The 26288-nt window shown below is 69.5% G+C and carries 20 protein-coding genes; 14 read left to right on the plus strand and 6 right to left on the minus strand.

The window, feature by feature from the left end; all coding sequences use genetic code 11:
- Window position 1: 1 nt before the first annotated feature.
- From VA596_RS03125 to VA596_RS50600, 5 genes are all read left to right on the plus strand, one after another.
- A complete protein-coding gene (locus VA596_RS03125; RefSeq protein ID WP_323323379.1) occupies window positions 2-811 on the plus strand; it encodes an RloB family protein in 810 nt (269 codons plus the stop codon).
- A 104-nt stretch (window positions 812-915) separates the two neighbouring features.
- Complete coding sequence (locus VA596_RS03130; protein WP_323323381.1) at window positions 916-3516, plus strand: type I restriction-modification system subunit M; 2601 nt, start codon at window positions 916-918, stop codon at window positions 3514-3516.
- A complete protein-coding gene (locus VA596_RS03135) occupies window positions 3506-4726 on the plus strand; it encodes a restriction endonuclease subunit S (RefSeq protein ID WP_323323383.1) in 1221 nt (406 codons plus the stop codon). Before VA596_RS03130 ends, VA596_RS03135 begins: the two co-directional genes overlap by 11 nt.
- Before the next feature lie 121 nt (window positions 4727-4847).
- Window positions 4848-8435, plus strand: a complete 3588-nt coding sequence (locus VA596_RS03140; RefSeq protein ID WP_323323385.1) for a type I restriction endonuclease subunit R — start codon at window positions 4848-4850, stop codon at window positions 8433-8435.
- A 98-nt stretch (window positions 8436-8533) separates the two neighbouring features.
- A complete protein-coding gene (locus tag VA596_RS50600) occupies window positions 8534-9226 on the plus strand; it encodes a M48 family metallopeptidase (RefSeq protein WP_410171861.1) in 693 nt (230 codons plus the stop codon).
- Between the two features lie 5 nt (window positions 9227-9231).
- Here VA596_RS50600 and ychF read toward each other — a convergent pair whose 3' ends face one another.
- Window positions 9232-10314, minus strand: a complete 1083-nt coding sequence (gene ychF, locus VA596_RS03145; protein ID WP_323323387.1) for a redox-regulated ATPase YchF — start codon at window positions 10312-10314, stop codon at window positions 9232-9234.
- A 114-nt stretch (window positions 10315-10428) separates the two neighbouring features.
- Between ychF and VA596_RS03150 the strand changes: the two genes are divergently transcribed.
- On the plus strand, window positions 10429-11859 hold the full coding sequence (locus VA596_RS03150; protein WP_323323389.1) for a DNA-3-methyladenine glycosylase 2 family protein: 1431 nt from the start codon (window positions 10429-10431) through the stop codon (window positions 11857-11859).
- 13 nt (window positions 11860-11872) lie between these two features.
- On the opposite strand, the gene VA596_RS03155 is transcribed toward VA596_RS03150, so the two are convergent.
- Genes VA596_RS03155 through VA596_RS03165 form a run of 3 tightly spaced genes read right to left on the minus strand, consistent with a single transcriptional unit; the run spans window position 11873 to window position 16185 of the window.
- Window positions 11873-12064 (minus strand): DUF1737 domain-containing protein, encoded by a 192-nt coding sequence (locus VA596_RS03155; RefSeq protein WP_323323391.1) that lies wholly within the window; start codon window positions 12062-12064, stop codon window positions 11873-11875.
- Between the two features lie 21 nt (window positions 12065-12085).
- The gene (locus VA596_RS03160; RefSeq protein WP_323323393.1) at window positions 12086-15037 is read right to left on the minus strand and encodes an SMC family ATPase; all 2952 of its coding nucleotides are present in this window, start codon (window positions 15035-15037) and stop codon (window positions 12086-12088) included.
- The gene (locus tag VA596_RS03165; protein WP_323323395.1) at window positions 15034-16185 is read right to left on the minus strand and encodes an exonuclease SbcCD subunit D; all 1152 of its coding nucleotides are present in this window, start codon (window positions 16183-16185) and stop codon (window positions 15034-15036) included. The genes VA596_RS03160 and VA596_RS03165 overlap by 4 nt, the downstream gene beginning before the upstream one ends.
- Window positions 16186-16422: 237 nt before the next feature.
- Here VA596_RS03165 and rmuC point away from each other — a divergent pair, with 237 nt between their 5' ends.
- Window positions 16423-17337, plus strand: a complete 915-nt coding sequence (gene rmuC / locus VA596_RS03170) for a DNA recombination protein RmuC (protein WP_323323397.1) — start codon at window positions 16423-16425, stop codon at window positions 17335-17337.
- A gap of 934 nt (window positions 17338-18271) precedes the next feature.
- Window positions 18272-19183: a DUF6542 domain-containing protein gene (locus VA596_RS03175; protein ID WP_323323399.1), complete on the plus strand. Its 912-nt coding sequence runs from the start codon at window positions 18272-18274 to the stop codon at window positions 19181-19183.
- Between the two features lie 54 nt (window positions 19184-19237).
- On the opposite strand, the gene VA596_RS03180 is transcribed toward VA596_RS03175, so the two are convergent.
- Complete coding sequence (locus VA596_RS03180; protein WP_323323401.1) at window positions 19238-20236, minus strand: 4-hydroxy-3-methylbut-2-enyl diphosphate reductase; 999 nt, start codon at window positions 20234-20236, stop codon at window positions 19238-19240.
- A gap of 151 nt (window positions 20237-20387) precedes the next feature.
- Here VA596_RS03180 and VA596_RS03185 point away from each other — a divergent pair, with 151 nt between their 5' ends.
- The 6 genes from VA596_RS03185 (at window position 20388) to VA596_RS03210 (ending at window position 24881) form a co-directional block, all read left to right on the plus strand.
- On the plus strand, window positions 20388-21104 hold the full coding sequence (locus VA596_RS03185; protein ID WP_323323403.1) for a lipid droplet-associated protein: 717 nt from the start codon (window positions 20388-20390) through the stop codon (window positions 21102-21104).
- Entirely contained in the window at window positions 21101-22348 is a 1248-nt protein-coding gene (xseA, locus tag VA596_RS03190; protein WP_323323405.1) for an exodeoxyribonuclease VII large subunit, read from the plus strand. The genes VA596_RS03185 and xseA overlap by 4 nt, the downstream gene beginning before the upstream one ends.
- Window positions 22345-22749, plus strand: coding sequence for a hypothetical protein (locus VA596_RS03195; protein WP_323323407.1), 405 nt, complete (start codon window positions 22345-22347; stop codon window positions 22747-22749). Before xseA ends, VA596_RS03195 begins: the two co-directional genes overlap by 4 nt.
- Entirely contained in the window at window positions 22746-22973 is a 228-nt protein-coding gene (locus tag VA596_RS03200; RefSeq protein WP_323323409.1) for an exodeoxyribonuclease VII small subunit, read from the plus strand. Before VA596_RS03195 ends, VA596_RS03200 begins: the two co-directional genes overlap by 4 nt.
- 86 nt (window positions 22974-23059) lie before the next feature.
- Window positions 23060-24115 (plus strand): class II fructose-bisphosphatase, encoded by a 1056-nt coding sequence (gene glpX / locus VA596_RS03205; RefSeq protein ID WP_323323411.1) that lies wholly within the window; start codon window positions 23060-23062, stop codon window positions 24113-24115.
- Window positions 24116-24128: 13 nt separating this feature from the next.
- Window positions 24129-24881 carry a S1 family peptidase gene (locus tag VA596_RS03210; RefSeq protein WP_323323413.1) on the plus strand — a complete coding sequence of 251 codons (753 nt, stop codon included), beginning with the start codon at window positions 24129-24131 and terminating at the stop codon, window positions 24879-24881.
- Between the two features lies 1 nt (window position 24882).
- Here VA596_RS03210 and VA596_RS03215 read toward each other — a convergent pair whose 3' ends face one another.
- Window positions 24883-25872, minus strand: coding sequence for an NAD(P)/FAD-dependent oxidoreductase (locus VA596_RS03215; RefSeq protein WP_323323415.1), 990 nt, complete (start codon window positions 25870-25872; stop codon window positions 24883-24885).
- Window positions 25873-26288: the final 416 nt, after the last annotated feature.

Below are 26288 nucleotides of genomic sequence, written 5' to 3' on the forward strand. Positions count from 1 at the left end.
CATGGGCGACCACGAGTCCGAGGCGGTATCAAAAAAGCAGAAGAGGCGCAGAGGGAGCAGCGACGAGGAACGGTCGCTGACACTCGTCCGGCGGCCCGAGCACAAGCAGGAGCGGGTCCTCTACGTCGGCTGTGAGGGTGAGTCAACCGAGCCGGACTACCTGGATTACCTGGTCAAGAGGTTCGGATCAGGTGAGCGCACGGGACAGCCGTTTCGGATCGTCCCCGTTTGCAAGGCGAACGGTCTTCTGCCCGAACAGGTGGTGGAAGCCGTACGCCAGTACGCCGCGAAAGACGAGACCTGGGCATTGTTCGACCGCGACGAGCACACACGGATCCCGCAGGCCGTGGACGATGCGGCAGCCGATGGTACGGAGTTCTGCTTCTCCCACCCGTCCTTCGACCTATGGCTACTCCTGCACTTCCAGGCATTCGGCGGGCAGCAGAGCGGCAAGAGCACCAATGTGGTGGACAAGCTCCGTAAGGCCGATCCTGCCTTCAGACGCTTTGACAAGAAGAACGACAAAAGTGTCCAGGGGCCGCGCCGCCAAGCATTGGAGGGTAAGACCAAAGCCGCCATCGCACACGCCAAGAGCCTCGTCTCCCAGTGCGAGCACGGAGCGTGCAAAGTCAGCCATTACCAGGCCGCCCCTGTCGACCGCATCAGCCCCCGCAACCCCGACAACCTACCCCAGTCACCGCGCAAGTGGGCCGCCCGTTCCGGCCATGCTCTGGACTGCAAGGTCCTGGACCGGGACCCGTCCACTGACGTGTGGCGTCTCCTCGTCAGCCTCGGCATCGAGGACGACTGACAGCGTGCTCGAAATCAAGTGCCCCGGGCCTCTCAACTCGATGCCCGTCGGGCGTCTACGCTGCCCTGGCACTTCCCCACTCATTTCCGACAAAGGACCGGCGCGTGGCCCGAATCACTCTGCCCCAGCTGGAGCGGCACCTCTTCGCCGCAGCGGACATTCTGCGCGGACGCATGGAGCCCTCCGATTACCGAGACTACATCTTTGGGATGCTGTTCCTCAAGCGAGCATCGGACGAGTTCCAGCCTGAATGGGCTCGCGTCTACCAGGAGCGGTTGACGGAGACGGGCAGCAAGACCAAAGCGCTGCAACGTGCCGACAGCCCGGACTACTACCCGCACGTCTTCTACGTCCCGCCACGCGCACGCTGGTGGACGGGGTCGCACGTGCTCGATCCCGCGCATCCGGAGAAAACCGTCCCGGGCATCGAGGGGCTCACTGCGGAAACCCGGGGTCCGGACGGCAATCTCATGAAGGTGGGAGAGTACCTGGACATAGCGCTCGTCGCCCTCCAGGACGGCAACTCGCGGCTGTCCGGCGTCGCCTCGCACATCCAATTTAACGCGATCGCCGGCAACAAGTCCCGCTTCACCCCGAGCGAACTGCTCGCGCTGATCAGGCATTTCAGCCTCTATCGGCTCCGCAATGAAGACTTCGAGTTTCCCGACATGCTGGGTGCAGCGTACGAGTACCTCCTCGGTCGGTTCGCGGATTCCGCCGGCCAGAGCGGCGGGGAGTTTTACACGCCGCGGTCGGTGGTACGGATGCTGGTGCGTCTCGTCGACCCGCGGCCGATGGACAGCGTCTACGACCCCTGCATGGGTTCGGGCGGCATGCTCATCGCCGCCCGCGAGCACGTCGAGGAGCATGGCGGCAACCCCGATCAACTCGGCATCAACGGCCAGGACCGCAACCCCGCGTCCTGGTCGATGGCCAGCATGAACATGGTGCTGCACGGCATTCGCAAGTTCGACCTCCAGCATGGCGACACCCTCACCGAGCCGCTTCACCTCGACGAGAACAAGCGCCTGTCGACGTTCACCAAGGTGCTGTCCAACCCGCCCTTCTCTCAGCCGTATGACAGGGTGCAGGTGGCGGCTGCCGACGAATTGCACGGTACGCGCATGCGGTGGGGCTGGGCACCCGAGAAGGGCAAGAAAGCCGACCTGATGTTCGTTCAGCACATGGTGTCAGTGCTGGAGGAGCGGGGCGTGGCTGCCGTCGTCATGCCGCACGGGGTGCTCTTCCGTGGCGGTAAGGAGAAGGAGATCCGAGAGGAACTCCTTCGCGACGACTGCGTGGAGGCCGTGATCGGCCTCGGCCCAAATCTCTTCTACGGCGTCGGTATCCCGGCATGCGTCCTCATCCTGCGCCGCCCACGCCGAAAGCATCCTGACCGCAGCAAGAAGGTCCTCTTTATCAACGCCGACCGTGAGTTCACGGTCGGCCGTAACCAGAACGAGCTGGGCCCCGAGCATGTCGAGAAGATCGTAACGGTGTTCCAGAAAGGAACAGCGATTCCGGGCTACTCCCGATGGGTCGACAGGGACGATCTGCTCGCCGAGGGCGCCAACCTCAACATCCGCCGTTGGGTGGACAACTCGCCGCCCGCGGAGCCGCAGGATGTACGAGCGCATCTGTACGGCGGGGTACCGGTCGCGGAGATAGCGGCACAAGCCGAGCTGTTCGGTGCATACGGGGTCGATGCGTCGACGCTGTTCGCTTCCCGGGCCGACGATCCGGACTATTGCGACTTCCTACCTGCAGGGCCAGAGGCCACGGTCGCACGCATCGCGGAACAGGCCGCTACGAAGGAAGCTCTGCTGCGCACTGCCTACGCGAAGTGGTGGCAGAAGAGCTCCGCCCTCTTCGGCACGCTGGCAGAGGACGGGAAGCTGATGAACTTGCGGGCAGGAATGCTTGCGAGCTTCACCGAGTCGATCGGAGCCATCGGAGTCCTCGACGAGTACCGCACGGCGGGCATAGTCGCGGACTGGTGGACGCACGCGCGCTACGATATGAGAGCTCTGGCGGCAGGCGGCTTCGGTCGTGTCCTTGAAGGCTGGGTCGACTCGACGGAGGCGATCGTGCGGCCCGCAGAAGGTTCAGTAAGCAGCTCTGGTTCCGCCCAGAAGACGAAGGTGACGGTCACGACTGCCGACCGTCGACGCGCGATGGACCAGCCAGTCGTCCATCACCTCATCCCGTACTTCCTCAAGCAGTACGCGGTAGTAGAGGCGGAGGTCGCGGCGGCTGAGGCGGCATATAAGGAGGCAGCGGACGCAGTCGTCGCGGCGAAGCCGTCGTCAGACGACGGCGAAGACGACGGCTCAGCCACCGAGCCAGTCTCACCTGAGGAACTGGCCAGCCTGGAGGACGAGTTGACGTCCTGCCGGAAGGCCCGGGCAGCCGCGACAAAGAAACGCAAGGCGCTGGACGACCACTTCTTGCCTGAGCTGATGGCAGCGATGGAACAGGTCCTCTCGGACGAGCATCGAACCCGAGAGGTCGTCATAGCCGTGGTGGACGAAGACTTGACGGGACGGCTCGACGCGGCGGTCGCCGTGGGAAGACGCGAGCTGATAGCTGTGTTCAGGCGGTGGGCGGAGAAGTACTCGGTGTCGTTGGCCGAACTGGACGAGGCCAGCGGGACCGCCCAAGGGGAGTTGGAAAATTGGCTCGAGGAGCTGGGTTATGGGCAGTAAGCGCGTGGTCGACAACGCTGCCGTGGAAGCTCGCGAGTGGAGATCCGTTCCGCTGGGCGAAGCCGGGACGTGGCTTTCCGGAGGAACTCCCAGCACATCAAACCCCGCGTATTGGAATGGTGATATTCCATGGATCAGCGGAGCAAGCCTCAAGAGTTTTCGGATCGCCGACTCAGAACGTCGATTGACGCCGCTCGGTGCAAGGTCTGGTTCACGACTCGTCACCAAGGGGACAACCTTATTCATCGTCCGCGGCATGAGTCTCAAGTCCGAGTTCCGCATTGGTGTAGCGGCACGGGAGGTGGCATTCGGACAGGATGTCAAAGCCCTCATCCCCGCCAAGGGAATCGACCCCTACTTTCTCGCCTATACGATTCGGGCACACACGAATCAGATCCTGCGTATGGTTGAAGATACGAGTCACGGCACGGGACGGCTGGACATCGACCGTCTCCAAGAACTGGAGATCGAGGTCCCGCCACTGACTGAACAGCGCCGGATAGTCGCAGCACATGCCGCCTTCGAACATCGGATCGAAACTCTAAGGGCGGCACTAAGAAAACTGCGGGCAGTACGCGCGGGCTTGCTGGACACTTTGATTCTGGGACCGAGAGTCCCCCTGGGGAAGGTGCTTGCCAACAAGCCGAAAAATGGATACTCACCATTGGAGGTTCCCGAGTGGACCGGGCTTCAAGCACTGGGACTTGGCTGCCTCACAACCGAAGGGTTCGTCCCGAAACAGTTGAAGCGTGTCCCAAACAGCGCACTGGGAAGGCGTTACCTCCTTCAAGACGGAGACTTACTGATAAGTCGGGCCAATACCAGGGAACTCGTTGGCCTAGCCGGGCGCTACCGCGATATCGGTTCCCCATGCATCTACCCAGATCTTATGATGAAATTACACCCGGACGAGACGCAGTGTCTTACCTCGTACCTGGAAATCGTTCTACAAACGAGCCCCATTCGCGGTGCCGTACAGAGCGCTGCACGCGGCACCAGCGAGAGCATGGTGAAAATCAGCGCTGCGGTTGTCGAAGCGCTGCGAGTGCCGCTCCCCAGCTTAGAGCGGCAAGGCGAGATTGTTGAGGCGGTCGCGTTGGTGGACCGGCGAATTGGGCGACACGCTGCAGTAGCGGCCAAGCTGCGTACTACCCAGCAAGCTGTCGTCGAAGACCTGCTGACCGGCCGCTCGAAGGCGTACGCCATCTGAACGAACCGGACTTCGCGCCTCATACAGACCGAACGATCCTGTCAACTCGCTGCCTGGACGTAGAGTTGCCCGTACGCTGCAAGACGGCACATGAGCGGACAATGAGGGTGGGAATTTGGCGTTGAGCGGGCAGCAGGAACACGAGACACAAGCTGCGTCGGAGTACGCGGGGGCAGAGTATGTCAACACCGAGAAGCCACTGATCGAGCGGCTGATCGAGCTCGGGTGGGAGCACCTGGAAGGCGCCCCTCCGGGAAAGCCTGTCGGTAGCCCCACGCCATCCCAGCGGACGACCTTTGACCAGGTCGTATACGAGGACCGCTTCAGGGAAGCCGTGGCGCGGATCAACCCGGCTGACAAAGGCGGCGGTACCTGGCTGGCCCACGCCCAGCTCAACCGTCTGCTCGCACTCGTGCGCGGTACGGCCCCCGGCCAAGGCCCGGCAGAGCGCGGCGTAGCAGCCAACCTAGCGGTGACCAAACTGCTGCGCGACGGCGTCAACGCCCGCACCTTGCCAGGGTGGAAGAAGGGCGACCCCGAGCACGTCCAGCTCGTCGACTGGGAAGGGGAGAACGGCGGGCGCAACGACCTGTTGGCCGTCAGCCAGTTTCGCGTGGACGGGAAGGACTCATCCCGCGTCACCCCCGACATGGTGCTGTTCGTCAACGGGCTGCCCTGGGTAGTCATCGAATGCAAGGCTCCGCTTACGTCAGGAAGCGACAGCAGGGCCGCCCTCGACGACGCCGTCGGCCAGGTCTGCCGCTATGCGAGCCTGGAATCCCCGGCACCCGTCCCCGAGTTCACCCGCTATGCGCAGGTCCTCGTCGGCACCGACCGCACGTACGCCGAATTGGGCACCGTCACCTCGACCCCCGAGTACTTCACCCCGTGGCGTACGACCGAACCCGTGCCTGCCGACGCCTGCGACACGGACATGGCGATCCTCGCCGTCGGCGTACTGACCCCGGCCCATCTTCTTACGCTGGTGCGGGACTTCACCACCGAGCGCGGACAGGGCGGCCGTACGCTCAAAGTTGTCGGCCGCTACCAGCAGTTCCGTGCAGTATTGAGGCTCGCCCGTGCGCTGCGCGAACGTACAGCGGCGATCGCGGCAGGACACGACGCCGGCCAGCGGGGAGGAGTCGTCTGGCACACCCAGGGCTCCGGTAAGAGCCTCACAATGGCTTTCCTTGTGCGCCACCTCAGAAGTAGCCACGAACTGAAGGGACACAAGGTCGTCGTCGTCACCGACCGGATCGACCTTGAGAAGCAGATTCTGGAATCCATGGCCGCAGCAGACGAGACCGTCTACCGGGCCGACGGAGTCGCGGACGCTCGCGCGCAACTCGCCGTACGCGTACCGGACGTCGTGCTGGTGATGCTCCAGAAAGCACAGCGTGATGACACCGCCGGTGACGAGCGCGAGGAGAGCCTGGGGACCAACGACGGTAGCGAGGACGCCCACGTCCGAATCCGAGCCGCGAACCGCAGCCCGCACATCGTGGTCCTGGTCGACGAGGCGCACCGCGGTCAGGATCGTTGGCTACACGCCCGGCTGCGGGCCCTGCTGCCGAAAGCCGTTCTTATCGGTTTCACCGGAACCCCCATTATCGACGGCGCGCGCAAGAAGACCGAGGAGATCTTCGGGACGCTCGTCGACACGTACACGCTACGCGACGCGGAACAGGACCGGTCTGTCGTTCCAGTGCGCTACGAGGCGTACGAAGTACCGCTCGAAGTGGTCGAGAAGGCGACCCTGGACGCCAAGTTCGATGAGCAAGTGCCCGCCGAACCCCAGCAGCGCATGCGCGTACTGCGGAAGTTCGCGCGCCAGCGAGAGATCCTGGAAGCGCCCTCGGTAATCGCGGACAAGGCCGACTACATGCTGCGGCACTGGGCGACCAGCGCACTACCCGACCGGTTCGGCGCCCAGCTTGCGGCGGTGTCCCGGCGCGCGGCCGTCCACTACCGGACTGCCCTGCTCGCCGCCCGTGACCGGTTGGTCGCTCAGCTCGACGCGCTCGATCCCGTCTTGCGCCACGACCCGACAGCGATGCTCGGCACCGATGAGGAGACACGCAACCTCCTCACCGTGCTGCCGCATCGAGACGTTCTCGCCTCAATCGATGTCGCTGTGGTGATCCACGGCGACAACCGGAAAGATCCCCGAGAATGGCGGGACTGGACTTTAAAGTCCCGGCAAGACGCGTACATCAAGCGTTTCAAGGCGGGTCTCGGCGACCCACTCGACGCCGCTATCGACCCCTCGTGGAACGTAGACCCACACAACAGCATGGCCGGCCAGGGGCTTCCCTCGCCCAGCGCACCCATGACTGACGTTTGGCTGACAGGAGACGCCGTCGGCGTGGGAGACGGCAGCCGAGAGGGTGCCGACGGTAGCGACCGGGAAGCCACCGAGCCGCTGGCCTTCCTCGTCGTTCAGTCGATGCTGCTCACCGGCTTCGACGCACCCGTCGAACAGGTGCTCTACCTGGACTGCGCCCTCTCGGGGGTGGGCCTTCTTCAAGCTGTGGCCCGCACCAACCGACCCTATCCGCGCAAGAGGTGGGGGCTGGTCGTCGACTTCATCGGCATCGGTCCCGAACTGGCGCGCTCCCTGCACGCGTACGAGCAGCACCACCTGCGTGAGGTCTACGGCTACCAGAACGTCACCGTCGACCACCTCAGCCCGGACTTCGAGGGAACGCAGCCCACCGGTGACGGCCTACTCCTCCAGGCGGATGCCGCCGCCGATCGACTCCTCCAAGACCTGCACAGCTCCGTCGCCCGCTTCCTCGAAGGACGAAACCTCGCGTCTTACGACGCACACGGCACGGTCACCCTCGCCGACAGTCAACGCCGAGAGGACCTTCTCGACCTGCTCGCCGACCCGTTGCAGCGCGGCGAGTTCGACGAGTTGGCGCGAGACTTCCTTGAAGCACTCGGAGCTGTCCTGCCTCGGCCATACGCACTCGTCTACGAACAACTCGCAGGCCACCTCGGAGAGGTTCAGTACCTCGCACGGCAGAGGTACTTGGACGGGCGCGACGAGTTCAGCCCGCGCCGCTACGCGGCGAAGGTGCGCAGGCTCATCGCCGACCATCTCCGGGTCACTGGCGTCGAGCTGCGGATTCCCCCTGTGGAGTTGACTGCGCCCGACTTCTTCGAACGCGTCGACGCCAACCAGGACGCACGCGCTAGGACCCGCTACATGGTGAGCCGGCTGCGAACGCACATCACAGCCAACATCGGCGCGGACCGGGCTCGCTACGAACTTTTCAGCCGCCGGCTGGAAGAGATCGTCCAGCGGATGCACCAGGACTTCGAGCAGGCCGCGACCGAGCTCGCACAGCTTGTCGGTGACGTCACCGAGGACGTCGAAGACTCGGGGCCGAGTCTCGACCCGCGAACCGACGGACCGGTGTACCGCTCGCTGGTGAGGGGGCTGGAGCGAATTGTCGCGATCCCTGAGCCGACGGAGGATGACCTGACCTGGGCGGCGCACCAGCTCTCTACGGATATAGCGCTTCTTGTGAGAAACCCGCACTTTCCCGCTCAAGCCGATGCGCGCAACGACGTGCGCAAAGAACTCCGTCTCAAGGTAGCCGAACACCTCCGCGTGGAATGGGAGAGGACCGCCGACATGGCGGCGGAGCTGCTGGAACTCGCCGTGGAGCGATGCGACGACTTCCGGCGCTATGGGACATGATCACATCGGTGGGAGTGGCGCGGGCGGCTTCTGTCGGTGCCTGATGGTACGAATGCCGGGTGAGCACGACCGTCCAGTCCGCCCTCGCTTCACTTCCCATGCCAAGGGAGTGGAGGTGGCGTGTGGTCGTCCGACCGCGGCGCCGGACGCTGGGAATCGAGATCCAAGAGGACGGCGGTCTGCTCTTCGCGGTACCACCGGACGCCGATCCACAGGCAGTCGCTGAGGCCGTACGTACCCGGCTGTCACGCCTCGCCGATGAGGTCGGGCGGCGTAGGCGTAGCGGAGGACAGCCGATCAAGGCACTGGTGGGTGGCGCAAGCTTCACATACCTCGGGCGGCACCATCGGTTGAAGGTTGTGGCCGCCGAGCCCAATCGGCGAGTGCGATTGCATCAAGGTTGGCTGGAGCTTCCCGACACCGGATCCTCGCAACAGGGTGCTCGCTTGCTCGCCGAGTGGTACGCCGCGCGAGGCAGTCGATGGGTGACCACCCGCGTGGCGCCCTTGGCCGAACGCACAGGCGTCACCCCCAGAGAAGTGACCGTCCGAGATCTCAGCGAGCGATGGGGGGCTTGTGAACCAGACGGTTCCATCGCACTGCATTGGGCGCTGATGCAGTTGCCGGCGAGTTTGGTGGACCTGGTTCTTGTCCACGAACTGACACACCTGAAGATCTCGGCTCACGGTGCTGCGTTCCGGCATAGGATGCGCATGGTGCTTGGAGACCTGGAGTCGTTGGAGTGCCGCTTTGCAGAGGCCGAGCCAGACCTTTGGCGAGGAGCCGTCTGAACCTCTCACACGTTGAAGCGGAACTCCACGACGTCGCCGTCCGCCATGGTGTAGTCCTTGCCCTCCATGCGGACCTTGCCCGCCGCGCGGGCCGCCGCCATCGAGCCGGCGTCCATCAGGTCGTCGTACGAGACGATCTCCGCCTTGATGAAGCCGCGCTCGAAGTCCGTGTGGATGACACCCGCGGCCTGCGGGGCCGTCGCACCCTGGGGGATCGTCCAGGCGCGCGACTCCTTGGGACCCGCGGTCAGGTACGTCTGCAGGCCCAGGGTGTGGAACCCGGCACGGGCCAGCGAGTACAGGCCCGGCTCCGGCTGGCCGACCGACTCGAGCAGCTCGCGGACCGACTCCTCGTCGTCCAGCTCCAGCAGCTCCGCCTCGACCTTCGCGTCGAGGAACACCGCGTCCGCCGGGGCGACCAGCTTGGTCAGCTCCTCGCGGCGGGCTTCGTCGGTGAGGATCGCCTCGTCGGCGTTGAACACGTACAGGAACGGCTTCGTGGTGAGCAGGCTGTGCTCGCGAAGCAGTTCGAGGTCGACGTCCTTCTGCGCGGAGAAGAGCGTGCGGCCGCTGTCGAGGATTTCCTTCGCCTTCTGCGCGGCCTCGAGCGCGGGCTTCGCTTCCTTCTTGGTCCGCGCTTCCTTCTCCAAGCGCCAGACGGCCTTCTCGAGCGTCTGCAGGTCGGCCAGGATCAGCTCGGTGTTGATCGTCTCGATGTCGCTCAGCGGATCGATCCGGCCGTCGACGTGGATCACGTCCGGGTCGTCGAACACGCGGATGACCTGGCAGATCGCGTTGGCCTCACGGATGTTCGCGAGGAACTTGTTGCCCAGCCCGGCACCCTCGGAGGCGCCCTTCACGATGCCCGCGATGTCCACAAAGGACACCACTGCCGGCACGATCTTCTCCGACTTGAACAGCTCCGCCAGCTTGTCCAGCCGCGGGTCCGGCAGCGGCACCACGCCGACGTTCGGCTCGATCGTCGCGAACGGGTAGTTCGCGGCGAGCACGTCGTTGCGGGTCAGCGCGTTGAACAGGGTGGACTTGCCGACGTTGGGCAGGCCGACGATACCGAGGGTGAGGCTCACGACCCCGAAGTCTACGTGGCCGGTCCGCGACCGCCGCCAGGGCTCACGACCAGGGCGAACGTCGTGTCGGATTCTCGCCAGCGACGGCGTTGACCTGCTGGCATGCTCGGATTCATGGTCACGACAACCGAAGCGCCCGGGCTCTGGCGGGACGCGGAACGCTGCTACCGCGTGGTCACCGCCCGCGACCCGCGCTTCGACGGCCAGTTCATCATGGCGGTCCGCACCACCGGCATCTACTGCCGCCCGTCGTGCCCGGCGTCGACGCCGAAGGTGCAGAACGTGCGCTTCTACCCGACGTCGGCGGCCGCGCAGGCCAACGGTTTCCGCGCCTGCCGCCGCTGCCTGCCCGACGCCGTGCCCGGTTCGCCGGACTGGAACCTGCGCGCCGACCTCGCTGCGCGGGCGATGCGCCTGATCTCCGACGGGACCGTCGAACGCGAAGGCGTGCCGGGTCTCGCACGACGCCTCGGCTACTCCGAGCGCCAGCTCGGCCGGGTACTCACCGCCGAGCTGGGTGCGGGCCCGCTCGCGCTCGCCCGGGCGCACCGCGCACACTCGGCGCGGCTGCTCATCGAGATGTCCGGGCTGCCGCTGACCGACGTCGCGTTCGCGGCCGGGTTCTCCAGCGTGCGGCAGTTCAACGAGACGATCCGCGAGGTGTTCGCGACGACGCCTTCGCAGCTTCGCGCGGCCAGCCTGCGACGCGGACGTCGTGACGCCGACCAGGGCGCGACGCGGCTCAGCCTGCGGTTGCCGTTCAGGCCGCCTTTCGACGCCGACGGGCTGCTTCGCTTCTTCGCGGACCGCGCGGTGCCGGGCGTCGAGAGCGTCACCGACGAGTCGTACGCCCGGACGTTGCGGCTCGCGCACGGCACCGGGGTCGTGCGGCTGACGCCGGCACCGGACCACGTGCGCTGCGAGCTGCACCTCGCCGACCTGCGGGATCTCAGCAGCGCGGTCAGCCGGGTACGCCGGCTGCTGGACCTCGACGCCGACCCGGCCGCGGTCACCCGGGTGCTCGGCGCCGACCCCGCGCTGGCGCCGGTCGTGACGGCGGTGCCGGGGATCCGGGTCCCCGGCTCGGTCGACGGGGAAGAGTTGCTGCTGCGTGCCCTGCTCGGCCGAGACGTCCTCGATGTCCTCGGCGAGCAGGTGCCGGCGGAAGAGGGCGTCACGCGGCTGTTCCCGACGGCCGCCCAGATCGCGACGGCCGGACTACCGGGCGACGTCACCGGCGTCGCGACCGCCCTGGCCGAGGGCCGGCTGGACGTGCACGTCGGCCGGGACGCGGCGGAGCTGCGCGCCGAGTTGCTCGCGTGCCCGGGGATCACGCCGTGGACGGCGGACTACGTGCTGATGCGCGTCCTCGGTGCTCCGGACGTCCTGCTGACCGGCGACGCCGCCCTGGGTCGCGGCGCGGCGGCGTTGGGTATCAAGGACGTCGCGGACCGGGCCCGGCGGTGGACACCGTGGTGTTCCTACGCCGGGATGTACTTGTGGCGCGCGGATCCGGCGCCGGAGGTCGGCACATCGCAGCCGTGAGGTGGCCGGGGCCTCAGCCCTGTTCGCCTGGCCAGAGCAGTGCTTGCGCGACGATCACCTGGTTGCCGTCGAAGGTCGCCGCCGGCGAGCCGTGCAGGCGGTAGCCGAGTTCCAGTGCCTCGCTCACCCGGTGGCAGAACTTCGCGTCGTCCGGACCGGTGAGCAGGCGGTAGCGGGGCAGGCCCTCGGGCGGCTGTTCCGTCATGACTTCATCTTGGCCGAGTGCTCAGCCCGCGCGCACCTCCAATGTCGAGCCCGTGCGGGCCTTGCGGACCCGCAGCCGCGTCGGGATGCGCTGGCGCAGCTCCTCGACGTGTGACACCAGCCCGACCACCCGGCCGCCGGCGCGAAGCTCGTCGAGGATGTTCATGACGACGTCCAGGGTTTCGGCGTCCAGCGTGCCGAAGCCCTCGTCGACGAACAACGTGTCCAGCAGCGCGCCGCCGGTTTCGCCGGCGACGACGTCCGCCAAGCCCAGCGCCAGGGCCAGCGACGCCAGGAACGACTCACCGCCGGACAGCGTCTTCGCCGGGCGGATGGTGCCCGAATAGTCGTCCAGCACGTCGATGCCGAGCCCGCCGCGAGTGCCGCGCGCCCCGGCCGCGTCCGAGTGCACGAACGAATAGCGCCCCTGGCTCATCGTGCGCAGCCGGTGCGTGGCGGCGACCGCCACCTCTTCCAGCCGCGCCGCCAGCACGTACGAGCGCAACGACATCTTCCGGCTGTTCTGCCCGCGCCCGTTGACGACCTCCGCCAGCGCGCGCAGCTCGGTGTATTCGGCTTCGGCCGGCGCCAGCCCGGCGAGCGCCTTGCGCAGCAGGCCCGCCAGCCGGGCCAGCTCTTCGTGCTGGGTCGTCGCGACCCGCAGCGCCGCGTACGCCGAGTCGGCGCGGGCCCGAGCCAGCTGCGCCGCGTCGGTCGCGCGGCCGACGTCCGCGACGTCGTCCGGCGAGATGCCGAACAGGTCGGGCTCGGACAGCAGCGCCCGCGCGCCCGCCGCGGCCGCTTCGGCCTCGGCGATGCCCTGTTCCAGCTTCTCGATCTGCTCGTCCGGCAGCATCGCCGAACGCGCCTTCTTCAGCGACGCGAAGCCCTTGGCCTGCACCGCGGTGTCGACCAGCGCACGCTGCTGCGCGACCCGTTCCCGCGCGCCCGCGACGGCCGTTCGCGCCTCGGCCACGGCTTCGAGGGCCTCGGCCAGCCCGATCAGGTGCGTCCGCCGCGCGCCGACGTCCGCGAACTCACCGCGCCCGGCGACCAAGCGGCGTTCACGCTCGGCCAGCCGTTCGTCGAGGGCCCGGACGTCGGCCGTGGCCTCGGCCACCGCCTGTTCGGCCCGGTGACGCCGTTCGGTCCGCAGTTCCAGATCCCGTTCCAGCAGCACGACCTGCTGGCCGAGCTTCGCCTTCCCCGCCGCCTGCTGGGTCAGCGCCGCGACCGCGGTGCGGGCTTCGGTCAGGTCGGCCGCGACGGACTCGGCCGTGCGACCGTCGAGCCGTTCGATCAGCCCGGCCAGCCGCGCTTTCGCCTCTTCCAGCGCTTTGACGACCCGCTGCCGCACCGCGTCCGCCGCCTGCTCGGCTTCCTCGGCTTTCCGTTCCTCGGCCGGGTCGACCAGCTCCGCGTCCCGGTTGGCCGGCGCCGGGTGCTCCGCCGAACCGCAGACCGGGCAGGGCGCGCCCTCGGGGAGCGCGGCGGCGAGTTCGGCCGCCATCCCGTCGAGCCGCCGCTCGCGCAGGTCGAGCCGCCGTTGCCGGGCCGCCTGGTGCGTGTCGACGACTTCGCGCAGCTTCGCCTCGCCGCGGCCGACTTTCGCCTCCGCCTCGGGCAGCTCGGCCGCGTCGCGCGCCACGGTCGTCAGGTCGCCGACGCGGGCACGGGCCCCGTCGAGCTTGGCTTCGGCTTCGGCCGCCGCGAGCGCGTCCGCCCGCAGTTTCGCCAGCTGGCCGGGGATCGCGGCCAGCTCGGCGGTCAGTTCTTCGACTTGCTTCGCGGCTGTGACGGACGCCAGTTTCAGGTCGTCCCGCCGCATGACGTCGACCAGCTGCTGCTCGGCCTCGGCGACCAGCTCCGCGACCGCGCCCGCCTCCTCGCGCGCGGTCGCCGCCCGCACCTTGAGGTCGCCGGTCGCGCGGGTGCCGAACTCCCGCAGCTCCGCGCCGCAGGCCTTCTCCGCCTGCTCGGCCTCGGTCAGCTCCGCGGTCCGCCGGTCCAGCAGCTCCGCTTCGACGGCCACGCCCGCCGCCCGCCGGGCCGCCGCGACCTCCTGGGCCCACTCGGCGCGCTGCGGCGCCTGCTCGGTGATCTCGACCAGCCGCAGGTGCGCGGTGCGGACGCGGCGGATCTTCTCCGCACCGGCCCGCTCCTCCTGCAGGTAGACGTCCGCTCGCTGGGCCGCCGACCGCGCCCGTTCCTCTTCCGCGGTGACTTGCCCGACGCGTTCGGCCGCCGCCGCGAGCACAGCGCCGACCCACTCGGCCGGCTCCGACTCGGACGGATCCTCCTGCGCCTCCTGCGCGTACCGCGCCAGCAGCTCGCGCACGGACTGCTGGCGCGCCTCCAGCTCCCGGCCACGCTCGGCCCGCAGGTCGGCGAACCAGCGTTCGACGTCGGCGAAGCGCTCGGTGCCGAACAACCGCTCCAGCAGCTTTTCGCGCTCGGCGGTGTCCGAACGCAGGAACCGGGCGAACTCGCCCTGTGGCAGCAGCACGACCTGGAAGAACTGGGCCGCGGTCATGCCGAGCAGCCGCTCGACCGTGCGCGCGACCTCCTCGATCCGGATCAGGCCCTCCGGCGCCAGCCCGGCCGGTGCGGTGCCGATCCAGCTCAGCGACACCTTCGCCTGCTGCGTCGTCGTGCCTTCGCCGCGCCGCTTCGGCCGCTGGTACTCGGGATTGCGCACGATCTTCAGCCGGTGGCCCTGCACGGTGAGCTCCAGCGCGACCTCGGTGACCTGGTCGGTTTCGGCCAGGTCGCAGCGCAGCCGCTTGGCTTCGTTGCGCGCGCCGGGAACCACGCCGAACAGCGCGAACGCGATCGCGTCGAGCAGCGTGGTCTTGCCGGCGCCGGTTTCCCCGTGGAGCAGGAAGAGCCCGTCCGCGCCGAGCACCTCGAAGTCGACCACCTGGCGCCCGAGGTACGGCCCGAAGGCCTCGACCTCCAGCCTGTGCAGCCTCATTTCGCGAGTGCCCCCCGGTTGGCCGCTTCCAGGGCGTGGAACAGGAGTTTCTCCTCGCGCTCGCTCGGCGGGGCGCCGCGGCAGTCGTCGAGGAAGCTGCGCGAGATCTCGATGTCCGAGCGGCCGCGGACGGCGTCGGAGTACCGCAGCGGCGCGCCGGCGTACCCGCCTTCGGGCTCCCATTCCAGGTGCACCGCGTACGGGAACCGCACGCGCAGCCGCCGCATCGCGTCGACCGGGCGCACCCGGTCGGTGACCGTGACCGACAGGAAGTGCTCGAGGACCGCATCGTGTTCCGGGGCTACGAGCAGGTCTTCGATCTCGCCGCGCAGAGCGGCCAGGGCCCGCGGCACCGGCAGTTCGTGGCGACGGACGTCGGCGAGCCCGCCGGCGTCCACGTCGACCAGCCAGACCGATTTCCGTTGCCGCGCCTCGGAAAACGAGTACGCCAGCGGACTGCCGGAGTAGCGCAGGTGCTCGGCGAGGGTCTGCGGGCCGTGGAGGTGGCCGAGCGCGACGTAGTCGACGTCGTCGAAAACCGAGCCCGGCACCTGTTCGACGCCGCCGACGGCGATGGTGCGCTCGGATTCGGTCGGCTCGCCGCCGGTGACGAACGCGTGCGCGAGGACGACCGACCGGACGCCGGGGCGGGTGGCGAGGTCCGCGCGGATCCGGCGCATGGCCTCGGTGAGCACGCCGGTGTGGCCGCGCGCGTCCGGCACGCCCAGCGCGTGCCGCGACGGTTCCGGTTCCAGGTAAGGGATGCCGTAGACGGCGACCGGGCCGTGCTCGTCCGCCAGCAGCACCGGTTCGGCCAGCCCGGCCACGGTGGTGCGCAGGTGCAGGCCACCCGCCGCGGCGAACTCGGCGAACGCGCCGAGCCGGGGCGCGGAGTCGTGGTTCCCGGGCGTGACGATCAGCTGCGCGCCGGCCGCGCGGATCCGGGCGACGGCCGCGGTGGCCACCCGCACGGCCTCGGCCGAGGGCACCGCGCGGTCGTAGATGTCGCCTGCCACCAAGACGGCGTCGATCGCCTCGCCGGCCACGAGGTCGGCGAGGTGCCCGAGCACCGCTTCCTGTTCCGCCAGCAGGTCGGCACCGTGGAAGGTGCGCCCGACGTGCCAGTCGGAGGTGTGCAGGAATCTCACCGGGCCAAGGTACGACCCGGCCCCGACGAAATCGCGAAGGCTCGCCGCTTCCTCACTCGAACGTGTGTACTAACACGACAGTGCCCGCGGCGCGCAAGATCGGACACGCCCTGCGCGAAGTCGAAGTGTTTGCAGGTCAGCTACCCAGAGCGACGGGTCGGGTGCGTTTTTTGTCGGTGGGGTCCGCCATGATGTCTCCGCGGTCCGATCCAGGCGGCCCGGAGGGAGGAGATTCAGGTGGCGACGGTGCTGACCACGGCGGCGGTCGTGCTCGCGGTCCTGCTGCTGATCGCGGTCGCGGCGCTGTGGCGGCTGTACAAAGACGGGATGCGGCGCGCGGACGCGGCGGCCCGGCTGGTGGCGGCCGAGCGCGCGAAGGCGGATCAGCAACAGCTCGCGCTGCGCCGGTACGAGGTGGCGTTCGCCTCGATCAGCGGGCGCGGCGAGCTGGGCGAGCAGGTGCTGGTCGAAACGGCGCGGGCGCTCGGGCTGCGCGAGGACCTGCACTTCACCCTGCAGACGGACCTGGCCGGCGGCGGCGCGGCGAAACCGGACATGGTGCTGAGCGTCGGCGGCGGGCGCACGGTGCCGGTCGACGCCAAGGCGAGCATGGCGACCTGGGCCGAGGCGATCGAGACGGACAACCCGGAGGAACGGCTGGACGCGTTGCGCGCGCACGTCCGCCAGATCCGGTCCCGGGCGGCCGAGCTGGCCGGCAAGGGCTACCAACGCTGGGCGGACGCGATCTACGGCACGATCATGTTCGTCCCGTCCGACGCCGCCGTGGTCGCGGCGCTGGACACCGACCCGGAACTGCTGCGCTGGCTGATCGACCGGCGGGTGTTCCTGTGCGGGCCCACGGGTTTTGGCGTACTGGCATCGGCAGCCCTGTTCGCAGCCACCGACCGCACGCTGGAGGCGGACGTCGAGCAGGTCCGAGCGGGCGCGGCAGCCGCCCACCGGGCCGCGGGCGGCGCGGTGGAAGCGCTCAACCTCTCCAGCACCCACCTCCAGCGCTTCCTCTCGGCCCGTCGGCGCGAGCTGGAGGCCCTGGAGACGTTCCGGGCAACGGTGGCCCCCCTGACCGACGCATCAGGCAGCCCGGCGGCGGTCCCCACGGTGCGGAAGGGAGACGAACTGGCGGCAAGCTGAGAGGACTGGACCACCGCGGCACCGATCAACCGGTCACGGCGGAACGACCCACTCGGAACGGCGAGAGGCACCAGGAACGCCCGCGATCACCTGACCTGCCTCACGAGCGGCGTCTCACCGCACCGCGCGGTGCGACCTCGGCGAGCCGCCCGGGCAGTCGGACCATTCGACGGGCGCGCAGCGAGATGCGAGGCGAGCGGCACCGGTCTGGCGCACGGCCGCGGCGAGATGACCCGTGCGGTACGACGCGAGACGAGCCGGGTTGGCCGCGAGCGCCTGACCGACCTGGTGACCGAGGCCCGCGCCGATGAGTGGCACCGTGCGGAACGGCCCGGGAAACCGGACTGTTCGGCAGCGCGTGGTGAGATGCGGGCCGGGCATCGTCGAGCTGACTCACGGTCACGGCGAGGCGCCCTGGGTTGGCGCGACAAGGTGCGCCAGGGAGGGCCGCAATCGCCTGACCGGCTTGGTGAGCGAGGCCACCGGCGGCCTACCAGAACCGGGCGGAGCGACCTCGGCGACGGCCCAGGCAACGGGGCTGTTCGGCGGGCGCGCGACCCGGGCGGGCGGAGCCGAACAGCGTCAGCGGCCTGACTTGGCGCGGTTGACGTTGCCCCGGACGGGTGGACCCTGGCGGCAGCGTCAGGTGGCCCGGCGCGATCGCCTGTGACCTCGGTGAACGTCACCCCGACGCGGCCGTTCGGCCTACACCGCCGAACGCCGTCCGGAAGGTGGCCACCAGGTGACCGGTACTCGTCCTACCAGCAACGATGCCCTCAACGGCGGGTGACGGCCAGGCCCGATCGAGCACGCTGGGAGATGGCTCCACGCCCATTGCCCGCAACCGTTCGGCTCATGCCGCCGGGTGGCGGTACAACGAAGTCGGCGGCGGTGCTGGCAAGATCTTCACAACCACGAGATACGGTGTTGTCTCGTGACCGCGATTCGCGATCGCCAGAGCGATCCAGATGCCGACGACGTCCCCGTGCCGTGGGACGAGCGTCCAGTCGTCGGTGCGAGGCGTGGACTGCCCTGGTGGGCGGCGGTCCTGGTCGGCCTCGGCCTGTCGGTCGTCGGCGCCCTCGTCGGCAAGCCGAGCCAGGCCAACATCCCCGTCATCTTCACGGTCTGTTACGTCCTGGGCGCGGTGATCGCGGTCTGCGCGGTGCGGCGCCGGGGCATCTTCGGGCCGATGGTGATGCCGCCGCTGGTGCTGGCCGTCACCGTGCCCGGCGTGATCCTGCTGACCTCCGGGTCGCAGGGCGGCGACGACATGCTGTCGAAGGCCCTGAGCATCGGCACCCCGCTGATCAACGCGTTCCCGATGATGGCGATCACCACCGGCGTCACGCTGCTGATCGGGTTCGTCCGGATCTTCCGCGAGAAGGACCCGGACGCCCCGGTGAAGATCAAGGGCGGCAAGCCACGCCCGGACGATGACGACGAAAAGCCCCGCGCTGCGTCGAGTGGACGGCCGCGTCCGGCCGGCTCCAGGACCGGTCAGACGCCGCTGCCCCAAGGCGCTCGGCGTGGCCGCGAAGGCGAGCCGCCCCGTCGCCCGCGCCCGCCCGCGGACGGTGACCGCCGCACACCCCGCGCGGGTGCGCCCGCCGAGCGCGACCCCGGTACCCGTGGCACCCGCAAGCCCCCGCCGGCCAACCGGCGCCCCCGTCCGGAGGAAGGCGACCCCCGCCGCCGGGAGCCGCGCAGCGGAGAAGCGCCCCGCCGGCGCCCCCGCCCGCCGGGCGAAGAAGGCCGTGACACGCCGCCGCCCCGCCGCCCGTCGTCGGGTGGCCGAGGAGCCCCGCCGCGGCGGAACCGTCCCTGGGACGACGAAGAACGCTGACGAACGCCTGAAGGCGGTCACCTCCCGAGGGAAGTGACCGCCTTCAGTGCTGACTCAGACCTTGCGAAGCTCCTTCGGCGGCGCGAAGGTGATCTTCTCGTTCGCCGTGGTGACCTCGTCGACGTCGCCGTAGCCGCGCTCCGACAGCCAGTCGAGGACCTCCATCACCAGCACGTCGGGCACCGACGCGCCGCTGGTTACGCCCACCGTCGTGACGCCCTCCAGCCAGGTTTCGTCGATCTCGCGGGCGAAGTCGATCAGGTACGACGTCCGCGCGCCCGCCTTCAGGGCCACCTCGACCAGGCGCTTCGAGTTGGACGAGTTCGTCGACCCGACCACCAGGACCAGATCGCACTCGGCCGCCATCGCCTTGACCGCGACCTGGCGGTTCGTGGTGGCGTAACAGATGTCGTCGCTCGGCGGGTCCGCCAGACTCGGGAAGCGCTCGCGGAGCTGGTCGACGCGCTCCATCGTCTCGTCGACCGACAGCGTCGTCTGGGACAGCCAGATCACCTTCGACGGGTCGCGCACCTCGACCTTGTCGACGTCCTCGGCCTTGTCGACCAGCTGCACCTTGTCCGGCGCCTCGCCGGCGGTGCCCTCGACCTCTTCGTGGCCCTCGTGGCCGATCAGGAGGATGTCGTAGTCGTCCTTGGCGAACCGGTTGACCTCCTTGTGCACCTTCGTCACCAGGGGGCAGGTCGCGTCGATCGTGCGCAGGTTCCGGTCCGCCGCCTCCGCGTGCACCATCGGCGAGACGCCGTGGGCGGAGAACACGACGAGCGCGCCCTCGGGCACCTCGGACGTCTCGTCGACGAAGATCGCGCCGCGCTCGCGCAGCGTCTCGACGACGTGCCGGTTGTGGACGATCTCCTTGCGCACGTACACCGGGGCGCCGTAGACCTCGAGGGCCTTCTCGACGGCGATCACCGCGCGGTCCACTCCGGCGCAGTAGCCGCGCGGCTTCGCGAGCAGCACGCGCTTCTTGCCGGAGGCGGTTCCGGTGATCGTCGGGGTACCCGCGGGCTCGATTCCGGGACTCGCTGAACTCATGGCACCCAGGGTACGGGCTGTCCGCCGACGAGCCCGCAGTCCCTTTCGGGTGAGCTTCATCCCCCTGTCGTGGTGTGCGCGGGGTCACGCAACGCGCCCGAACCCACCCGCTTGGTTGGGCAGGATGGCGTAAATGCGGCAGGCTAGACGCATGAAGCCATTCCCGCTCCCCCTCCGGGTCGCCGCGGGCCTCGCCGTCAGCACCGCCGAGCGGGTTCGTGAGCTTCCCCGGCAGCTCGCCGGGCTCCCGGTGACCGTCGTCAGCCAGGTGCTGCAGGCCTCCATGCGGGTGCAGCAGCACGTCACCGAACTGGCGATCAAGGGCGACAACGCGCTGTCCACCCTGCGGCCCGTCGAAGACACCCCCAGCTGGGCGACCTTCGACGAGGACCTCGACGTTCCGCCCGTCCGGCCCAGCCTCACGCCGGTCGCCGACGTGCCCGAGCCCCGTTCGGAGGTCAACGGTCACGGTCCGTCACTGTCCGGTCTCGAAGCGGAACTGGGTGACCCGTGGGCCGAGGAGGAGCGCGCGCTCGCCGAGGACCACGCCGACGGTGAGTTCGACGCGCCCGAAACCGAGACCAAGCCGAAGCCCGGCACCCCCAAGATCGACAAGAGGGCCAAGGCCGACATCCCCAAGACCAGCGCCGCCGGGTACGAGGGTCCCGCCGGGCTGACCGGCTACGACCAGCTCACCCTCCCGCAGCTGCGGGCCCGGCTGCGCCAGTTCTCGATCCCCCAGCTCGAGACGATCCTCGACTACGAGCGCGCCCACGCCGACCGCTCGTCGTTCACCGGGATGCTGGCCCGCCGCATCGCCAACGCCCGCAAGGCGCAGGAGTCCGGCGACGGCGCGGAAGGCTCGTGAGCACCGAATCCGCACCGGCTCCCACGAGCACCGCCGAAGCACCCTGGCCGGTCCGCACGGTCGCCCGCAAGATCGGCGACTGGATCCACCGGCTCGGTTCCGTCTGGGTCGAAGGCCAGGTCACCCAGGTCAACTCCCGGCCGAACACGCAGACCGCGTTCCTGACGCTGCGCGACCCGTCGGCGGACGTGTCGATGTCCGTGACCTGCCCGAACTGGCTGATCCGCGAGATGGAGCCGCCGCTGCGGGAGGGCGCCAGCGTGGTGGTGCACGCGAAGCCGTCGTTCTTCTTCGGCCGCGGCACGATCAGCCTGCGCGCCGACCAGATCCGCGCGGTCGGCATCGGTGAGCTGCTGGCCCGGATCGAACGCCTGAAGAAGCTGCTGACCGCCGAAGGTCTCTTCTCCGCGCAGCGCAAGCGGCCGATCCCGTTCCTGCCGAAGGGCGTCGGGCTGATCACCGGCCGCGCGTCGGCCGCCGAGCGGGACGTGCTGGTCAACGCCCAGACACGCTGGCCCCACGTCCGCTTCAAGGTCCTGAACACCGCCGTGCAGGGCTCGCAGGCCGTGCCGCAGATCATGCGCGCGCTGCGCATCCTGGACGCCGACCCCGACATCGACGTCATCGTCATCGCCCGCGGCGGCGGCAGCGTCGAGGACCTGCTGCCGTTCTCCGACGAGGCGCTGTGCCGGGCCGTCTCCGCCACCGGCACGCCGGTGGTCAGCGCGATCGGGCACGAGCCCGACACCCCGCTGCTCGACTACGTCGCCGACCTGCGCTGCTCGACGCCGACCGACGCGAGCAAGCGGATCGTGCCGGACGTCCGTGAGGAGTCCGAGCGCGTCCGGCAGATGCGCGACCGCGGCCGCCGCGCGCTGCACGGCTGGGTCGACACCCAGGCCCGGCTGCTGACGCAGCTGCGCAGCCGCCCGTCGCTGGCCGACCCGCTGGGCCCGGTCCAGCGCCGCCAGGACGACGTCGACGTGCACCGCGAACGCGCCCGCCGCGCCATGCTGACGCTGCTCGCCAAGGACCAGGCCGAAATCGCCAGCGCGCGGGCCCGGCTCACGGCGCTCGGCCCGGCCGCGACGCTGGAACGCGGCTACGCCGTTGTGCAGTTCCTCGATTCCGCAGGCAACCTCCAGGTACTCCGCTCCGTCTCCGAAGTCGAGGCCGGTGCCCAGCTGCGCGTGCGCGTGGGCGACGGTGCGATCACGGCGGTGGCGGAAGGAGAACAGGCGTGAGCCTTCGGGTGGCGACGTTCCTCCCGCTCACCGTGGACGCGGCCCGGCGGCTGGGCGCGCGTCCCCTGCTGGACCAGGCGATCCGCACCGACCGCGCGGCCGCCGAGTGCTGGACCGCGCTGCTCGCGGGCTGCGGTACCGCCGCCCGCCGCGACCTGGGCCCGCAGCTGCGGCGGCTGTCCGAGGCGACGTCGATGCAGGTCGGCTCGCGCTGGTGGTTCGCCGAGGGCGCGGGGCACCGGCGGCGGGTCGCCGGCGCGCAGGAAAACCTCGAAGAGGCGATCGCGGAGGGTGACGGACAGGAGTTCGCGCTGGCGTTCGTCGGGTACGACCACGCGATGGCGAGCGCGGTAGTGTGCGCCAACAGCCCATCCCGGAAGGTCGGAGAACGTCCAGCGTGAGTGAGACAGCCAGCGAAGAACTCGGCTACGAGCAGGCCCGCGACCGCCTCGTCGAGGTCGTCCGCGAGCTCGAAGCCGGTGGGCTGTCCCTCGAGCAGTCGCTCGCGCTTTGGGAGAAGGGCGAGAAGCTCGCGAAGGTCTGCGAGCGGCATCTCGAGGGTGCGCGGGAGCGCATCGAGGCCGCGCTGGCGTCCGTCGAGGACGAAACCGGCGACGGCCAGTGACGTTCGCCATGCCGCGCTCGGCTGGACCGACCCGCGGTATCTGAGAGACTGGGCGTCCGCCGAACTCCGCATTCCGGGAGGCCCGCATGACGACCCCCAGCGCCCCACAACGCCGTGAAGCGCCCGACCGCAACCTCGCGATGGAGCTGGTCCGGGTGACCGAGGCCGCCGCGATGGCGGCCGGCCGCTGGGTCGGCCGCGGCGACAAGATCGGCGGGGACGGCGCGGCCGTCGACGCGATGCGCCAGCTGGTGTCGACCGTGTCGATGCGCGGGGTCGTGGTGATCGGCGAGGGCGAGAAGGACGAAGCGCCCATGCTGTTCAACGGCGAAGAGGTCGGCAACGGCGACGGGCCGGACTGCGACGTCGCGGTCGACCCGGTCGACGGCACCACGCTGATGGCCAAGGGCATGCCCAACGCCCTCGCGGTGCTCGCGGTCGCCGAGCGCGGCGCGATGTTCGACCCGTCCGCGGTGTTCTACATGGAGAAGCTGGCCGTCGGGCCGGAGGCCGCGGGCAAGGTGGAGCTCGGCGCGCCGATCGCGGAGAACATCCGGCGCGTCGCCAAGGCGAAGAAGAGCAGCGTCGGCGACGTCACCGTGTGCGTCCTCGACCGGCCGCGCCACGAGCAGATCATCAAGGAGATCCGCGACGCCGGCGCGCGGATCCGGTTCATCTCCGACGGCGACGTCGCGGGCGCGATCGCCGCGGCCCGCCCAACCACCGGCGTCGACATGCTGATCGGCATCGGCGGCACCCCCGAGGGCATCATCGCGGCCTGCGCGATGAAGTGCCTCGGCGGCGAGCTGCAGGGCCGGCTGTGGCCGAAGGACGACGCCGAGCGCGAGAAGGCCATCGCCGCCGGCCACGACCTCGACCGCGTCCTGCTGAACGACGACCTGGTCACCGGCGACAACGTGTTCTTCTGCGCCACCGGCGTCACCGACGGCGACCTGCTGCGCGGCGTCCACTACCGCGAGGGCGGCGCGACGACGCAGTCCATCGTGATGCGGTCCAAGTCCGGGACCGTCAGAATGATCGACGGTTACCACCGGCTCAACAAGCTGCGGGCGTACTCGTCGGTCAACTTCGACGGCAACCTGGACGTCGCCGACGACGACGTGGTGCCCCCGCTGCCGTAAGCGAAGGAGATCCGTGACCAGGCGACTGCTGGCACTGCTGTCGGTCCTCACCCTCGTCCTGGTCCCGGGCACCGCCTCGGCCGAACCCGGCATCGTCGGCGGCGCCGTCGCCGACCAGCCCTACCCGTTCGCGGTGTCGCTGCACTCGGCGTCCGGGAAGCTGTTCTGCGCCGGCGCGCTGATCGCCCCGAGCTGGGTGGTCACGGCCGCGCACTGCGTCTTCGACAAGGCGCCGTCCGCGGTGTCGCTGCGGCTGGGGTCAAATGACTCCGGGCAGGGCGGCGAAGTCGCGCAGGCGGGCGAGATCATCGTCAACCCGGCCTTCGACACGCAGAACCCGGCGGGCGACATCGCGCTGCTGCGGCTCGCTTCGCCGGCGAAGGCGGCCCCGATCGCGCTGGCCTCGACGGCGTCACCCGGCACGTCCACGCGGATCCTCGGCTGGGGCCAGACCTGCCCGAAGGTCAACTGCGGCCAGATCCCGACGACGCTCCAGCAGCTCGACACGCACATCGTCGAGGGCACGAAGTGCACGTCGGTGTTCGACGGCACGGCCGAGCTGTGCACGGACAACCCGGGCGGCAAGGCCGGGGCGTGCTTCGGCGACTCCGGCGGCCCGGAGGTCGTCCGCGACGGCGACCACTGGCTGCTGGCCGGCGTCACGAGCCGCCCGGGCAACGACGACCCGGTGTGCGCGACGGCGCCGTCGATCTACACGTCCGTCGTCGCGTACGCGCCGTGGATCGCGGAGAAGACGAAGGCCTGAGTCATTCGGCGTTGCTCGAGTGGCCCGGGAACAGGTGCGCGTCCGGGTCGAGCGCGACGGCGATGTTGTTGACGGCCGTCGCGGCCTCGCCGAAGCCGGTCGCGATCAGCTTGACCTTGCCCGGGTACGCGGCGACGTCGCCGGCCGCGTAGACGCGCTCGCGCGGGGTCGCCATCGTCGAATCGACGGCGATCGCGCGGTGGTCGATCTCCAGGCCCCAGCTCTCGATCGGCCCGAGGTCGGCGGTGAACCCGAGCGCCGCGACGACGGCGTTGGCCGGCAGCCGCTCCTCGCCGGTGGCCTTCACCGAGACGTCGACGGCCACGAGCGCGCCGCTCGCGTCTTCGACGAACGCCGTGACCTCGGCGTCGGTGATGATCCGGGTGCCGAGCTCACGGGCCTGCCGCACGATCGACTCGGCAGCGCGGAACTTCGCGCGGCGGTGCACGAGCGTCACGCTCGCGGCGACGGGGTGCAGCGCGAGGATCCAGTCGAACGCCGAGTCACCGCCCCCGACGACCACGACGTGCTGACCCGCGTGCGCCTGCAGTGAGGGGACGAAGTGCACCATGCCCCGCCCGAGCCAGCCGTCGCCGGCGGGCAGCGGACGCGGGGTGAACTCGCCGATGCCCGCGGTGATCAGCACGGCACCGGCTTTGAGGGTCGCGCCGCCGTCAAGGGTGAGTTCGACGCCGTTTTCGAGGGTCTCGAGTTTTTCGGCCTTGCGCCCGAGCAGGTAGGTCGGCTTCCACGGCGCGGCCTGCTGGACGAGCCCGTCGACGAGGTCGCGCCCCTTGACCGCGGCGAACCCGCCGACGTCGTAGATCATCTTCTCGGGGTACATCGCGGTCACCTGCCCACCGGGCTCCGGCAGCGAGTCGACGATGGCCATCGACAGGCCGCGAAACCCCGCGTAGTAGGCGGCGAAGAGGCCGGTCGGGCCCGCGCCGATGATCACGAGGTCGTAGGAGTCACCAGAAGCTTCAGTCATGCTCGCTCCAGCCAGTGGTGGATGGCGGTGATCGAGAACACATCCCGATCCTAGCCTCGCGAGGCTTGGTAGGTGGTCAACGCCACTGCGCGGCGGGCCTCGGGTGGGCTCGCTGGGCCGGCGCGAACGGTCCTTTCGCGCCGGTTTAGGTGCGAACGGACCGCTCGCGACGGGGCCGCTCGGGCGCGAAGGGGCCACTCGCGCGGGTCCGGGCGGGGCGGCACGAACGGGCCGCTCGCCGCCTTATTGGCGCGAACGGACCTTTCGCGCCACATGGCCGGAGCACCAACGGCCCGTTCGCGCCCCACCACCGGGCACGAACGGACCTCTCGTGCCCCACCCGCCGGGCACCAACGGACCGTTCGCGACCGATCCGGCACCAACGGGGCCACTCGCGCCACCACCGCTCGAGCACG

The sequence above is a fragment of the Amycolatopsis heterodermiae genome (genome assembly GCF_034929455.1).
Taxonomy (GTDB): Bacteria; Actinomycetota; Actinomycetes; order Mycobacteriales; family Pseudonocardiaceae; genus Amycolatopsis; species Amycolatopsis heterodermiae.

Bases quoted from the DNA above. Each gene is read 5' to 3' on its own strand.
- VA596_RS03150 (WP_323323389.1), top strand. From the start codon at position 10,429: ATGGTCACGACAACCGAAGCGCCCGGGCTCTGGCGGGACGCGGAACGC.
- VA596_RS03160 (WP_323323393.1), bottom strand. From the start codon at position 15,037: ATGAGGCTGCACAGGCTGGAGGTCGAGGCCTTCGGGCCGTACCTCGGG.
- VA596_RS03180 (WP_323323401.1), bottom strand. From the start codon at position 20,236: ATGAGTTCAGCGAGTCCCGGAATCGAGCCCGCGGGTACCCCGACGATC.
- VA596_RS03185 (WP_323323403.1), top strand. From the start codon at position 20,388: ATGAAGCCATTCCCGCTCCCCCTCCGGGTCGCCGCGGGCCTCGCCGTC.
- VA596_RS03215 (WP_323323415.1), bottom strand. From the start codon at position 25,872: ATGACTGAAGCTTCTGGTGACTCCTACGACCTCGTGATCATCGGCGCG.
- VA596_RS03125 (WP_323323379.1), top strand. From the start codon at position 2: ATGGGCGACCACGAGTCCGAGGCGGTATCAAAAAAGCAGAAGAGGCGC.
- VA596_RS03135 (WP_323323383.1), top strand. From the start codon at position 3,506: ATGGGCAGTAAGCGCGTGGTCGACAACGCTGCCGTGGAAGCTCGCGAG.
- VA596_RS03155 (WP_323323391.1), bottom strand. From the start codon at position 12,064: ATGACGGAACAGCCGCCCGAGGGCCTGCCCCGCTACCGCCTGCTCACC.
- VA596_RS50600 (WP_410171861.1), top strand. From the start codon at position 8,534: ATGCCAAGGGAGTGGAGGTGGCGTGTGGTCGTCCGACCGCGGCGCCGG.
- glpX (WP_323323411.1), top strand. From the start codon at position 23,060: ATGACGACCCCCAGCGCCCCACAACGCCGTGAAGCGCCCGACCGCAAC.